We start from the raw sequence: 14,150 nt of genomic DNA, 5'->3' as shown, positions 1-14,150 counted from the left end.
GACAAAGGGGCTGTCCCTTTGCCACATTCTACGCTGCCACCATTCGCCTCTGATATGCGCGAACCAGCAGCGAGATACCAAAGTTGAGCACAAAGTACATCGCAAACACCAGGCCGTAGAGCATAAGCACCTGCGACAGGTCGATCGCGTGGGCCATCACGACGTTAGCCGTGTACATGAGCTCGGCCACGTTAATGCCCGAAAGATACGAGCTGTCCTTGATGACGGTCGTGCACTGGCTAAACAGCGCCGGAATGATCGTCTTAAACGTCTGCGGCAGAATGATGTAGCGCATGGTGGCAAAGAAGCCAAAGCCCTGGCTCTGCGCCGCCTCAAACTGGCCGCGCGGAATCGAGTTGAGGCCGCCGCGCACAATCTCGGCCATAACGGCGCTGGTAAACAGCGTAAAGGCGATGGTCGAAATCACAATGTCCAAACCCTGCACCGTAAAGTAGATAAACAGGATCCACAGCAGGTTTGGCGTGCAACGGAACAGCTCGATATAGGCGCTTACCAAAATACGGAACGGGCGGGGCGCATAGCTCTTAACGAGCGCCAGTACCGTGCCAAAGATGAGCGAGAAAAAGATCGACAGCGCCGAGATCTCGATGGTCTTAACAAAGCCGCCCCAAATGTAGAGCAGGTTGGTCGCGTTGAAGATTTCCATGCGCTAGGCCTCCTCTACGTTGTCGAGCCCCAGCTCGGCCAGGCGCACGGCGCGCAGACGCTCCTTGGAGCGGCGCTCGAGCCACTGCACCAGCATGGCGAGCGGAAAGCATATGATGAAGTACATAAGGCAGCAGACGATGTATCCCTGCAGGTAACCATACAGACTCACAAAGTTGTCGGAACGGTACATAAGGTCGCCGCCGGCCACAAGTGCCAGCACCGACGTGTTCTTGACCAGGTTGAGCGCCTGGTTACACAGCGGCGGCAAAATGATCTTGAATGTCTGGGGCAGCACGATGTACCAGTACGCCTGCGCACGGGTGAAGCCCTGGCTCTGGGCCGCCTCCATCTGACCGCGCGGAACCGCCTCGATACCGGTGCGGATGACCTCCGAAATGTAGGCCGCGTGATACAGACCCACGCCCAAGAAGCCCAGCACGAACGGCGCGATGCGCACCGGCTGGTCGGCACCGGTTATGGCCTGCAAAAACTGCGGTCCGGCCATGTACATAAAGAGCACCTGCACGGGCAACGGGGTGTTCTGGTAAAACTCCACGTACACGCGGCTTATGGCGCGCAACACGCGCGAGCGAGTGGTAGAGAACACACCCAGTAGCGTGCCCAGCACCAGCGACAGCAGCAGACCGGCAACGACCACCTGTAGCGTCACGCCAAAGCCCTCCCAGAAGGGCCCCATGTTTTGAAATGTCGTCGACCAACGGTCGGCGTCAAATAATCCTTCGAGCATTTGATTCCTTCCTTGGACGATGCGCCTATACAAGACCCCAGGTCTTGACCTCTTGGTCGAGCCAGCCGTCGGCCAGGCGATCGCAAATCACCTGATCGACCACGGCCGAAAGGTCGCAGCCCTTCTTGGTCGCCACGCCGTAGCCCTGCTCGCCAAACTTGACCTCGGGCTGCAGCAGCTCAACGGTCTCGTTCATGTAACCGGCCAGCGTGGAGCGGTCCATGGCAAAGACGTCGATATTGCCGGCGTCGAGCGAACTCTTGATGATTGGGTAGCCGCTAAAGGCCCTAAACTCGGGCTTACAGCTAAAGCCGTTGTCCTTAATCATCTGCTCGATCAGGCCCTGCGTGGTAGCACCCTGGCTCACGCCGATGATCTTGCCGTCCAGGTCCTCAATCGAGGTAAAACCCGAACGCTTCTTGACCATGAGTCCCACGTAGTCGGTGCGGTACGGCGTCGAGAAATCCCAGCTCTTCTTGCGCTCGTCGGTGATGGTGTAGGTCGCCGCGACCACATCGAGCTGGCCGTTATCGATCAGCGGGCCGCGCGTCTTGGGCGTTACGTCGGTAAACTCGACAAGCTCCTGGGCACGGGCATCCTTGTAGCTCACGCCAAAGACGGCAGCGGCGATCTGGTAGCACAAATCGACTTCCATGCCCTCAAAGCGGCCCTTGGCGGTGTCGTAATAGCCGTAACCGGGAACGTCCTTCTTAACGCCGGCATTCAGATGGCCACGCGACTTAATGGCCGCAAGCTTAGACCCCTTGTCGGAGCCCTCGCCGCTGGTGGAGTTGCCGCAACCGGTAAGCGCGGTCCCCGTCAGCGCAAGCATGCCGGCGCCCGCCAGCTGCAAAAAATGACGGCGCGACACGGCCGCCCTCATCATATCCGTCATGTCCATCACCGCGCCTAGTGCAGAATCTTGGACAGGAACTCGCGGCAGCGCGGGTTCTCGGGGTTGTCGAAGAAGTGCTCGGGCGTGCCCTCCTCCAGAATGCGACCGTCCTCCATAAAGATGACGCGGTCGGCCACCTGGCGCGCAAAGCCCATTTCGTGCGTCACGCAGATCATGGTGATGTCCTCCTGCGCGAGCTCAATCATAACGTCCAGAACCTCCTGGACCATCTCGGGGTCGAGCGCCGAGGTCGGCTCGTCAAACAGGATGATGGGTTGCTTGGTGCACAGGGCACGGGCGATGGCGATGCGCTGCTGCTGACCACCCGAGAGATTCTGCGGATACTCGCCGGCCTTATGTGCCATGCCGACGCGCTTGAGCGCAGCGATGGCGATCTCGGTCGCCTCCTCCTTGCTCTTCTTTTGCAGTTTGATGGGCGCGAGCGTCAGGTTGCCCAGCACCGTCATGTTGGGATACAGGTTGAACTGCTGAAACACCATGGAACTATACTTGCGAGCCATCTCCAGGTGATTCTTTTTGGTGAGCGGCGTACCGTCGATGACAACCTCGCCCGACGTGGGCTCCTCCAGATAATCGACGCAACGGATGAGCGTCGATTTACCCGAGCCGGAAGGCCCGATCATTACGAGCTTCTCGCCGCGTTTGACGGTGAGGTTGATATCTTTGAGCACATGTAGGTCGCCAAAGTACTTGTTGAGATGCTTGATCTCGATCATGTCTGCCATGAATGTCCCTTCCCTGCGTTTACACGAGTTGAACTATTGTACGGAAAGAATCACGTTTCCGCAGCCCACACTACATTCCCGTAAAGAACCCGCAACCTTCCACCTAGTCATTGGGGACAGACTTAAATGAGTACCTGCTCATTGGGCACTCATTTAAGCCTGTCCCCAATGAGTGCCCAGCCCAGCAAAAAGGGGCGCGACCATGACGGCCACGCCCCCCCCTAAACATCAACTATGTACCGCTCGGCCCCTACGCGAGTTTGGCTCCGACGATCTTTGCCGCGGCCGGCTTATCGAAGTTGCCACCGGTGGCCTTGCCGAGTGCGCCCATAACCTGGCCCATCTGCTTCTTGGACGTGGCGCCCAGCTCGGCGATAACCTGCTCGATCAGGGCCTCGAGCTCCTCGCCCGAAACCTGCGCGGGCAGCAGGCTCTCCAGAATCTTGACCTGCTCGGTCAGGTTGTCGGTACGCTCCTGGTCGGTGCCGGCCTTGATGGACATCTCCAGCGTCTCGCTCGTCTGCTTGATCAGACGCTTGATCATGCTGTTGACGTCTTCCTCGGTCACATCGCGGCGCTCATTGACCTCGATATTCTTCACCTCGGCCTTAACCTGGCGAATGATGGACAGGCGAACCTTGTCCTTGGCCTTCATGGCCGCAATCATTTCCTTCTGCAGCTCTTCGTTGGTCATCTGCAAATCCTCCTCAATAGTGTGGGCGGCACTCGCGCGAGCACCGCCCCATGATTACTCAGTCGTCGACGAATCGTCGGTCGAACTCTTGGTGACACCCTTCAGACTCACGTTATAGGGTACGTCTTTGGGCATGGGGTTGACGGTGATGTCGGCATCCTTCTTGTACTGCTCCAGCCACTCGCTGTACGCGGTGCTGGCCGCTTGCGTCTTCACCACGTTGGAGACGTACTTTTTGATGTCCTTGGGCACCTGGTTGATGTCATCAACCTGATTATCGACATGGAAGTAGTCGGTGCACTTGATGATGTGGTAGCCATAGGTCGACTCGACGACTTCGCTCACGTCGCCCTTGTTGAGTCCCTCGAGCGCCGTCTGGTAGCTGTCGACAAAGGTGGTGAGCTTATCCCAGCCCACATCGCCCTTCTTCTCCTTGGAACCGGTGTCCTCGGAGTACTGCTCAACGGCGTCCTCAAAGCTCAGCTCACCGGAGTTGATCTTGTCCAGGCACTCCTGCGCCTTGGCCTTGGCGGCAGCCTTGTCCTCGTCGGAAGCGTCGGAATCAACCTTGATCAGGATGTTCGACGAGCGGCGGGCGTCGTTGTAGCTGGACAGATTTTCGTTGATGTAATCGACAATCTCGCTGTCCTTGGGCTTGCTCGTGGGCGCGACGGCATCCTTGAGTTTCTGTTGCGCCAGACTCTCCTTGAGCGAGTCCTTGTAGGTGTCCTCGGTATAGCCGTAGGTCTTGAGGGTCTTCTTAAAGGCCTTGGCTCCGCCCGCGCTCTTGCACGCGTCCTTCCAAGCCTTCTCGACCTCCTCGTCCGACACCGTCACGCCGTTCTCCTTCTGTGCCTGTTGAAGCAGAATCTGCTGCGTGTAGGAGTCGATGAGTTGCTTGCGGTACTTCTTGGGCGTGAGGTCGTTGTCAACCAGATACTGCGCCCAATCCTCATCCTTGGTGTAGCCGTAGGACGTGCGCATGCTCATGATCTGCTTGGTCACGGTGTCCTCGGTAAGGTTGGTGCCGTTGATAGTGGCAGCAACACCGCCGGTCAGCTTGTAGCCCGAGGTGTCCTCAGCCTGCGACATAAGGCCGGAGCACGCCATCGCCGAGACGGAAAGCAGCATCGCCAGCACGCCGATGACCACCAGAACGATCTTGACGGTCTTAGACACGTACGTCTTGCGCTGCTTCTTGCGAGAGCTGGAGGCAGCGCGGGACCGTTGCTCGGACGTCGGCGCGACCTCGGGGTTCTTTTTCTTATTTGCCATGTTTGGCCTTTCGCATCACGAATCGAACAAACGCCATTGTGTCACAACGCAGCCCCCGCGGCACGCTTGGTGCATTGGGGACAGGTTAATCTGCACCATTTTGGTGCAAAGGGGACAGCTCTGGCAGCCGGCAGTTAGGGACAGTCCCCAAGTGCCGGCTCAGCCCCACCTTAGAAGTGACGGCGGATGGCGTCGACCATGCCCTGGGGCGTGGTCTGGCCGAGCACGTCGGCTGCGGCATCGGCGTCCATAAAGATATTCATGAGCGCCTGCAGGGCCTCGACCTGGCCGCCCGGCTCGGCAATACCCAAATTGATGACGATCTGCGCCGGCACCGGAGCGCCCATGCCAGCCATAGCGTTAAATGTCACGGGCGCGGCGGGCTTCACCACCGCGATATAGGGCTTGGCCACAAACCCCGGATCGGTATGCGGAATGGCAATGTTTGCCGCCGGCATAGCGAGACCCGTGGGATAGGCATCCTCGCGCGTGCGGACGGCATCGAGCCAACCGGATGCAATGTAGCCATGTGGTGCAAGCTCGCCCTCAAGCCGCGCGAACACCTCATCCGGCGTCGCACACTCCCAATCAAAAAACACCAACTCAGGCGTAAACAGCGCTTCGTTATTACCAGACATAAGCCGCCTCCTTCTTTTCATTCCCTGTCTTTAGGCCCAATACGGAATATACCTTTTGTATTTGGAACCCGCGTCCTCGTCCTCTTCCTTTATCAATGCCTCTTCCAGACACTCTTTGATTAGACGAGACATCGCCACCGTGTTTTTCTTTTCATCGGAAAGTCCAAAACGCTCTCGCAGCGACTGATTGCTCATCGACTCACCTTGGGCATACAAAAGACAGGCATGCCAGTACACGGCGTTTTTTCGCTCACTTTTTTTCATTCGAGTATACGGACAGTCGCAATAGAGTGTCACGAGCGTTCCCAGCCCGCCCTCACTCTTGATAACCGGTGAAGGCATGCCGGCTTTTTCGAGCGAATCTACGATTAAATCCCAGCCCGTACCGCCTTCTTCGCAAAGATCCATTTGGCGCATGAGGGACGCCATCATCGAATTTCGCGTTTTCGGCTGAGCGTTGAGCACTCGTTCTGCCGGAATAAGCGTTGTCCCGGGATTAGAGAACTCAATGCGATTGTCGTAAATCGCAACAAGAGGCCCCGCCGTATTGTCAGCAATGTCTTGATGAATCACGGCGTTTGATAGCAACTCGCGAATCGCCCTTTGAGGATAAGCCGTCTGAATACGTCGAAATGCGCCATCCAGTGCCTCAACAGCCGGAATCATCGACATGACCAGCTGTTCAGCCTGTGGAAGCGCCAAAGCGTAGCCCTTGTCGATTTCAGTATCCCCGACAATGTCAAAACTGCCTTTTCCCGCATATCGCACGATTCGCAGCATGCGTTTCCTGAGCTCCGGGTAGCGAGAGAGCTTTTTTCCCACCAGAAGCATTCCCAAGCGCGTCACACTATATCGGCCGTTATCTTGACGACGAATCAGCTCTTGTTCACAAAGAGCAAGCATCACTCCGTCCAAATCGACAGGTCTTCTCAATCTGCACAACTCAAAATACGCATCAACATCTAGTATTTCGGCGACCTCTCGAGATGTCAGATCTCTCTCAACTACAGCGAGCTCCGCGTTCCCTGACTGTAAGCGACGCCACAGCTCCGCCTCTCGTGCACTACCGGGAACCAGTTCTGCCGTCGAAGAGCCCTCTCGAATGTAGGCTGTCTTATCAAAATAGACCGGCTGAGCGCTCGCGGCGTGCACTTTCAGCACCACAAAGTGCTTTGTCTCATGATCAATAACCGCAAACTCGTAATTCGCATTGTTTGAGAGCGCAAGCTTGAGCCACATCAAAAGCTCTTGGTTTCCCTTACCCTTTGCGTGATATGGGTTGAACTGGGTGCCCACAAGCTCATGCGTACCGTCGCTCACGCCCCAGATCTTATAGGCATATGCGCGGCCGCAGTAAGCGGCAGCATTGGCAAGCGCCGAGATGTCACGCCCCGTTCTAACGGGATCGCTATTGCCTTCTTTAAATTCAAGCCACTCGGTTTCATCAGGATAACCGACGAGTGAATAAATCAGCTCCACGCCATCTGCTTCACCCATTGAGCCAGCCTCCTTGCGCTCATTTTTGATAACAAAATGTTAAATAGATGATAAATAGAATTATGCGCAATTTGAAGCCGAAGGCCAAGTTTTCTGGTCGTTTTCCCAGATAATCTCATGCCGGAAGCTCGGCATTCCACATGAGAGTCGACTACTGTAATTGACAGGCAAGAAGAGCAGCCCATTCAATTCCAGCTAAATCAAACAACATAAAGCGCAATAAAAAAGGCGGTTAGGCGTCTTCGATGTGCCTAACCGCCTTTACAAGCGGGTAATTATTTCACAGGATCCACGGCGACCTTGCCGCTCTCCAGCACGTGGACGCGACCGTCGGCAAGCATCTGCACGACCTCGGGATACAACACGTGCTCGATCGCGTGGATGTGCTCCTCGAGCGTGTCGACGTCCCAGCCCTCCTCGACAGCCAGCGCACGCTGGGCGATGATGGGGCCGTTGTCGTAGATCTCGTTGGCAAAGTGCACAGTCACGCCGGTCACCTTGACGCCGCGAGCAAACGCGTCATCGATCGCGTGCGCGCCGGTAAAGCTGGGCAGCAGCGCCGGATGCAGATTGACCACGCGATTGGGGAACGCTGCCAGCAGCGGCGTGTGCACCATGCGCATGTAACCGGCCATGACCACGTACTCGCAGCCGCGCTCGAGCAGCTCATGCGCGATGATCTCGTCGGCAGCGATGGGATCGGCGTACACATCCTTGGACAGCGTGAGCGTCTGGATGCCTGCGCGCTCGGCACGTTGCAGGCCCTTGGCCGAAGGACGGCTCGACACCACAAGCTCAATCGAAGCGTTGAGCTTGCCGGCGGCGATCAAGTCGATGAGCGCCTGCAGGTTGGTGCCCGAACCGCTGATGAGCACGCCGATCTTGAGTGGCTCGGCCGTATCGGTGCCGGTCGGACGGGTGTAGGGATCCCAGGTCAGGCCCTCGGCGGCAGTCATCTGCTCGTTAGCGCTCATCGGAGTACACGACCTTACCGGAACCCTCGACGCACTCGCCCACGCGGAACGGCTTCTCGCCGAGCGCGACCAGAGCCTCGGTCACAGCGGCCTCGTCCTCGGGGGCAACGATCAGGCACAAGCCAACACCCATGTTGAAGGTCTTGCACGCCTCGTTGGGCGCGAGCTCGGCCTGGCGCGACACGTAGGTGATGACGGGCGGAACGTCCCAGCCCATCTCGGCACCGTTGCGGGTGACCACGGCGTCGACGTCGTCGGCAAGCGCGCGGTTGAGGTTCTCGGTAATACCGCCGCCGGTGATATGGGCAATGGCATGAACGTTGGCGCCACCGCGGAGCAGCTCCAGAATCGGCTTGACGTAGATGCGCGTGGGAGCCAGCAGAGCGTCGGCCAGCGAAGCACCGCCGAGCTCCTCGAGCGGACGGCTTAGCTCCTCGGCCTTAGCGGCGGCCTCGGGCGTGCCCGGCTTGATGCCGTCGACACCGATAACCTTGCGCACGAGCGAGTAGCCGTTGGAGTGCACGCCGGTGGAGGGCAGGCCCAGGATCACATCGCCGGGGCGAACGTTCGCGGGGTCGAGCATCTTGGGACGATCGACAACACCCACGGTAAAGCCGGCGAGGTCGTAATCGGCGGGAGCCATGACGCCCGGGTGCTCGGCCATCTCGCCGCCCACGAGCGCGCAGCCCGCGAGCTTGCAGCCGTCGGCCACGCCCTTGATGATCTTTGCCATGTGCTCGGCCTCAATGTGACCGATGGCAACGTAATCCAGGAAGAACAGCGGCTCGGCGCCCGAAGCCAAAATGTCATTGACGCACATGGCGACCAGGTCCTGGCCCACCGTCTCGTGACGGTCCATAATCTGGGCGAGCACAAGCTTGGTGCCCACGCCGTCGGTGCCGCTGATCAGGATCGGGTCTTCCATATCCTTGAGCGCGGCGGCCGAGAACAGGCCACCAAAGCCACCGATGCCGCCGATAACCTCGGGGCGGTTGGTGTCCTTGACCATCTGCTTAATAGCGTCGACGGCGCGGCCACCCTCGGCGGTATCGACGCCGGCGTCCTCGTACGTCACATGCTTGCTGTCGCTCATCTGAGCCTTCCTCTCCCACTACCGTGGCGCCGCGCGGGCGCCAAACGGTGCTCATAGTTGCGTTCATTTCGGCGCACGCCATAACAGCACGCGCCGTCATATCAACAAAACAGCAGGTAAAACCTACCAAAATAAACCTGTCCCCACATGGCAGGTTTTAGGCCTCGCCGTGCTCCTCTTCCCAGCTGCGGTCATCGTATTTCTCGACCACGGCGTCGTCGTCAAAATGCAGCGGCTTATCCAGGTTGCGGGGCTTAAAGCCCTCCATGAACTTGTCGCGGCCAAAGCTCTCGGGAATCGCCACGGGGTAGCGTCCGGTAAAGCACGCATCGCAGTAGCCGCCCTTGGGCATGACCTTCAGCAGGCCCTCGACCGAAAGGAAGGCCAGCGAATCGGCGCCGATGTACTCGCAGATCTCCTCGACCGTCTTGTTGGCGCTGATGAGCTGCGACTGCACGTCGGTATCGATACCGTAGAAGCACGGCCAGATGACCTCGGGCGAGTTGATGCGGATGTGAATCTCCTTGGCGCCGGCGTTGCGCAGCATCTTGACGAGCTGCACCATGGTGGTGCCGCGCACGATGGAGTCGTCGATGACGACCAGGCGCTTGCCCTCGATGTTGTCGCGCAGCGGATTGAGCTTCATGCGCACGCCCATGGCTCGCAGCTCCTGCGTGGGCTCGATAAACGTACGGCCCACATAACGATTCTTGATGAGGCCCTCGCCAAAGGGAATGCCGCTCTCGTGCGAATAGCCCTCCGCGGGCGGCAGGCCGGAGTCGGGCACGCCGATGACCAGGTCGGCCTCGACGGGCTCCTCATGTGCCAGCTGACGACCCATGTCATAACGGCAAGCGTAGACACTCTTGCCGTTCATGATGGAGTCGGGGCGAGCGAAGTAGACCTGCTCAAAGATGCAGTTAGCAGGCTCTTCGGCGGCAGGCACGCCCTGCTCGGACACAAGGCCCTCGGCGCTGATGCGCAAAATCTCACCGGGACGGACGTCGCGGACGTACTCGGCGCCCACGATATCGAGTGCACAGGTCTCAGAAGCGACGACCCAGCCGCCGGCGCGGGTGACATGGGTGGCAGCGTCGACCGTCGCGGCGTCGTCTTGCGACGGCAGTTGCGAAACGGAAGCGGCATCGGCCTGGTCCAGGCCCTCGTCCACGAGCTTGCCCAGCACCAGCGGGCGAATGCCATGCGGATCGCGGAATGCGTAGAGCGCCTGCTCGTTGATGAGCGTCATGGCGTAGCCGCCGCGCACGAGCTCCATGGTCTTACGAATGCCCTCGCGCAGGTGGCCCGTACGCTGGGTAAAGTAGCCGATGAGTTTGGTCGCGACCTCGGAATCCGAGTTGGAGAGGAACGGCACGCCCAGCTCGATCAGCTGGCGGCGCAGCTCGTCGGTGTTGACGAGGGTGCCGTTGTGCGCGAGCGCGATAATGACGCTATTGATGGTAGAGAGGTGCGGCTGAGAGGCTTCCCAGCTCTTGGCGCCGGCGGTGCCGTAGCGCACATGACCCACGGCCAGCTGACCGGAGAGCGTCGACAAGTCGGCATTGGAGAACACGCGGTCGAGCAGGCCCAGATCCTTGCGGACCATAACCGTACCGCCGTCACCAACAGCGATTCCCGCCGATTCTTGGCCACGGTGCTGCAGTGCACGCAGGCCAAAGTACGTCAGTCGAGCCACGTCGCGATCGGGCGCCCAGACACCAAAAACGCCGCATTCCTCATGCAGCTGGTCAGAGTCCGGATCATACGTCGACATGGCGTTCACCTGTCCCGCGGCGCGCTCGGCCGCGCGGATGGTTTCTTGAGACATGGCATCCCCTCAGAGCCTCGTATTTTGGCGTTACCCGCCTTATTATACGCACGGCGCGACGCGCTCCCCAGCGCATGAGCAGCGCTTTTTAAAAGCCCACCGAGCTAATAATCCGTTTTGCGGCCAAACATTTTATTGGTCTGCCCAGTGCAAGCGCCCGCGCCCCCATATGGCCGCCGCGTCCACCGTTGGGGATTGCAAAGTTGCAATTGGGACGTTCGTCCTGTCTTTTAGCAGGTCGGCGGCGTATCCTAGTAACCTAGGACAAAGCGAGAAAGGTTCTGTATGGATCGAAACGAACTCGACCCCAGCGTCCCCAGCGCCACGGAGGTCAAGAAGATTCCCCTCATCATTAAAGTGTACGCCGTCCTGTGCATCCTGTCCGGCGTGGGCACACTCCCGTCGGTCGCCGTCTTTATGTGGCAGGTCATCACCGCACTCATTAACGGCAACGCCGCCGCTAAACTCGGTGATAACACCCTGGTCGCGGTTGGCCTTATCGTCGCCGGCATTATGCTCTCGGCGGCAAGCGCGATCATCTTGATCGTCTTTGGCCTGGACCTCATCAAGGACCAGCGGCGCAATGCCGCCCGCCTGTCTTACGTCCTCATCGCATTTACCGTCGTGGAGCTTTTAGTTGACGTGATGCTCCAGGGTATCGGACCCTTCCTGCTGCGCCCCGCCATTCAGCTCGGTATCCTCATTGCGCTGTCGGCCACCGTCGACCCCACGCTACGCCAGGAGCGCGAACTGCAGCGCCGTCTGCAAGAGATGCTCGACCGCGATGCCGCCGCCGAGGGGATGCTCGGCCGCGACGAAACCGGCGAGGGCTACATCAAGCTCAACTACTTCAACCTGTTCTGGGTATTCTTCGTCTGCAGCGTGTTAGGTCTCATTCTCGAGGAAGTCTGGCATATGGTCGTCGTCGATCCCGGCGTCTATCAGGACCGTGCCGGTATGCTATTTGGCCCCTTTAGCCCCATCTACGGATTTGGCGCGGTGCTCATGACCATGGCGCTCAACCGCTTCTATAAAAAGAATCCTCTGATCATTTTCCTGGTAAGTGCCCTGATCGGCGGCGCTTTCGAGGTGTTTGTAGGCTGGTTTATGCAGACCTCATTTGGCGTGGTGTCGTGGAGCTACTCGCACATGAAACTGTTCGGCATGCCCGACCCACTCGCCGTCCTTACGGGCGGACGCACCTGTACGGGCTTTGCCTGCCTGTGGGGCCTGGGTGGCCTTATCTGGATCAAGCTGCTGCTGCCGAGGCTGCTCAAGCTCATCAACATGATTCCGTGGAAAAGCCGCTACTCGGCTACCGTCATCTTTACCGTCATTATGCTGGCCGACGGCGTCATGACGCTACAGTCGCTCGACTACTGGTACCAGCGCGTCAACGGCACGGAGCCGGATATTCCCGTCGCGCAGTTCTACGGAGAGCACTTCGATAACGAATACATGGAAAACCGCTTCCAGAGCATGACCATGAGCCCCAAGGATGCGACGCGCGTGTAGCGCTCACCGCGCCCAAAACGCAAAATGCCCGCCGGTATCACACGTACCGGTGGGCATTTTTATAAACGATCCTTCTATCGACGCAAGCCTCTACGCCTCGCGCTCGACCTCACTCACGCATTCGTTCTTGATGGTGCCAACGAGCGCCTGCAGCGCATCGACCACGTGTGGGCGAATGTCCCCGCCGATAAGCACGAGCATGATGTCGTCACCTACGGCAAGCCCGCCGGTTGCCAGCCACACGCGCACATAGCCGATACCCGGCATCGCGCGCGTGGCCTCGATAGCAGACCGTACCTTTTCGGCGTCGTAGTCAAAGACCATGCCGCCCACCCTGTGGCCTGGCGCCACGCCATCGGTCTCGACTCCGCGCACCTCGGCCTTGGGCGTCGCGCGCACCACACCGTTATGCGTCAGATACATCCCACAGCCTGCCGCCGAAGCATCGGCCTTGGCCTCGCGCAGCCAAGCATCAATCGAAGGCATCAATTTGCCACTCTCGAGCATCATTTCTCCCTTACCGTCGTCGAGTAGCCAATTTGGGACGGGGCCTTTTTAGCTACTCTCGAACAACTTATTCCTCGACCGGCGTGAGCACCATGACGGCGCGTGTGTTGCTCAGCGACAGCGAACGACAGGTCACAAGCGTTACAACCTTAGTTGCCGAAGCGGCACGATCGGTGGCATCACTCGCCACGGCAGAAGCGCCGTCGAGCATCTCGGACAGGTAGTTCTTGAGTCCGTCGTCGCCCTCAAAATTGGTCGTGCGCGCCTTGGCATACGTGTCCTCGACCACCTTGGTCGCCAGCGGACGCAGCTTATACGTCGCATCGCGCGTGATGTAGTACACATATTCAATGCTATCGAACGTCGCCTGATCAGTGGTGTCCGAAATCACGTTGAACATCGACCCATCGTTCATATGGTGGCCGTAGATCGTGGTCTGCTGGTCGACCATTCCCGGCGCGGTGTCATCGCTATCCAGGAAAATGGCACCGGACGCGTTAGCCGTTCCGTCGAACAGCGTGTTGAGGTATTTGGAGTTGTTGTTGGTCTGCACCACGGGATAGTTGATGTTGGTTCCCGGCACGTAAATCCAACCCACAATCTCGGGGTTCGTCTGAGCAAGCGCATCAAAGTCGATAATCGGCACGCCGCTGGCGTCCTTATCGCTTACATATTGCTTCTCGATTTTCTGATACGAATCGCTCGCCTGCTTATAGCCAATCTGGGCATTAATAAAAATAGCGGCGGCGGCGACAATCAGGCCGATACCGATGATGATGAGCAGAATGGGAATAATGGAGCGACGCTTTTTGCGCGGCGGCTCGGTGTAATCCGACGGCGCGGCATGCGATGAAGACCGGGGCGGCTTCTTAGCGTTGCTATAAGATGAAGGTCGATATGCGGCTGGCGCGTCCTGTCGACGATGCGTCGCCGGTGTCACGGGGCGCAGCGCGCGCGGCTGCTGAGGAGAGGATATCCGACCCTGCTGCGGCACGCGAGCTGCTCCCGACTTGGCTGGATCGGGAATCCGAGAAGCCGAAAAACGCTTTCCCTGATAGTCGGACATGGCTC

The 14,150-nt window shown here is 58.8% G+C and carries 14 protein-coding genes; 1 reads left to right on the top strand and 13 read right to left on the bottom strand.

Going from position 1 to position 14,150, the window contains the following annotated elements:
- Positions 1–28: 28 nt before the first annotated feature.
- From KSY82_RS00975 to KSY82_RS00925, 11 genes are all read right to left on the bottom strand, one after another.
- Positions 29–667 (bottom strand): amino acid ABC transporter permease, encoded by a 639-nt coding sequence (locus tag KSY82_RS00975; protein ID WP_006235796.1) that lies wholly within the window; start codon positions 665–667, stop codon positions 29–31.
- A 3-nt stretch (positions 668–670) separates the two neighbouring features.
- Complete coding sequence (locus KSY82_RS00970; protein WP_217749892.1) at positions 671–1,417, bottom strand: amino acid ABC transporter permease; 747 nt, start codon at positions 1,415–1,417, stop codon at positions 671–673.
- Between the two features lie 25 nt (positions 1,418–1,442).
- A complete protein-coding gene (locus tag KSY82_RS00965) occupies positions 1,443–2,318 on the bottom strand; it encodes a transporter substrate-binding domain-containing protein (RefSeq protein WP_217749891.1) in 876 nt (291 codons plus the stop codon).
- An 8-nt stretch (positions 2,319–2,326) separates the two neighbouring features.
- A complete protein-coding gene (locus KSY82_RS00960) occupies positions 2,327–3,058 on the bottom strand; it encodes an amino acid ABC transporter ATP-binding protein (protein ID WP_022094215.1) in 732 nt (243 codons plus the stop codon).
- A 250-nt stretch (positions 3,059–3,308) separates the two neighbouring features.
- Positions 3,309–3,752: a GatB/YqeY domain-containing protein gene (locus tag KSY82_RS00955; protein ID WP_006235801.1), complete on the bottom strand. Its 444-nt coding sequence runs from the start codon at positions 3,750–3,752 to the stop codon at positions 3,309–3,311.
- Positions 3,753–3,806: 54 nt separating this feature from the next.
- Positions 3,807–5,027: a peptidylprolyl isomerase gene (locus KSY82_RS00950; RefSeq protein ID WP_217749890.1), complete on the bottom strand. Its 1,221-nt coding sequence runs from the start codon at positions 5,025–5,027 to the stop codon at positions 3,807–3,809.
- A 170-nt stretch (positions 5,028–5,197) separates the two neighbouring features.
- A complete protein-coding gene (locus tag KSY82_RS00945; protein WP_217749889.1) occupies positions 5,198–5,665 on the bottom strand; it encodes a PTS sugar transporter subunit IIA in 468 nt (155 codons plus the stop codon).
- Between the two features lie 30 nt (positions 5,666–5,695).
- Positions 5,696–7,162 (bottom strand): ATP-binding protein, encoded by a 1,467-nt coding sequence (locus KSY82_RS00940; RefSeq protein ID WP_217749888.1) that lies wholly within the window; start codon positions 7,160–7,162, stop codon positions 5,696–5,698.
- A gap of 275 nt (positions 7,163–7,437) precedes the next feature.
- The gene (gene purN, locus KSY82_RS00935; RefSeq protein WP_217749887.1) at positions 7,438–8,136 is read right to left on the bottom strand and encodes a phosphoribosylglycinamide formyltransferase; all 699 of its coding nucleotides are present in this window, start codon (positions 8,134–8,136) and stop codon (positions 7,438–7,440) included.
- Complete coding sequence (purM, locus tag KSY82_RS00930; protein WP_055251557.1) at positions 8,126–9,229, bottom strand: phosphoribosylformylglycinamidine cyclo-ligase; 1,104 nt, start codon at positions 9,227–9,229, stop codon at positions 8,126–8,128. Before purM ends, purN begins: the two co-directional genes overlap by 11 nt.
- 157 nt (positions 9,230–9,386) lie before the next feature.
- Positions 9,387–11,057 (bottom strand): amidophosphoribosyltransferase, encoded by a 1,671-nt coding sequence (locus KSY82_RS00925; protein WP_196022316.1) that lies wholly within the window; start codon positions 11,055–11,057, stop codon positions 9,387–9,389.
- 285 nt (positions 11,058–11,342) lie between these two features.
- Between KSY82_RS00925 and KSY82_RS00920 the strand changes: the two genes are divergently transcribed.
- Entirely contained in the window at positions 11,343–12,572 is a 1,230-nt protein-coding gene (locus KSY82_RS00920) for a putative ABC transporter permease (RefSeq protein WP_217749886.1), read from the top strand.
- A gap of 90 nt (positions 12,573–12,662) precedes the next feature.
- Here the strand turns inward: KSY82_RS00920 and KSY82_RS00915 are convergent, their stop codons facing one another.
- Entirely contained in the window at positions 12,663–13,082 is a 420-nt protein-coding gene (locus KSY82_RS00915; RefSeq protein WP_254881648.1) for a molybdenum cofactor biosynthesis protein MoaE, read from the bottom strand.
- A gap of 64 nt (positions 13,083–13,146) precedes the next feature.
- Positions 13,147–14,145 carry a class B sortase gene (locus KSY82_RS00910; protein WP_217749885.1) on the bottom strand — a complete coding sequence of 333 codons (999 nt, stop codon included), beginning with the start codon at positions 14,143–14,145 and terminating at the stop codon, positions 13,147–13,149.
- Positions 14,146–14,150: the final 5 nt, after the last annotated feature.

It is taken from the genome of Collinsella aerofaciens (assembly GCF_019131995.1).
In the GTDB taxonomy this organism is placed as follows: domain Bacteria; phylum Actinomycetota; class Coriobacteriia; order Coriobacteriales; family Coriobacteriaceae; genus Collinsella; species Collinsella aerofaciens_S.
The sequence above is the reverse complement of the archived record's forward strand: the minus strand, read 5'-3'. Positions and strand labels throughout refer to the sequence as shown.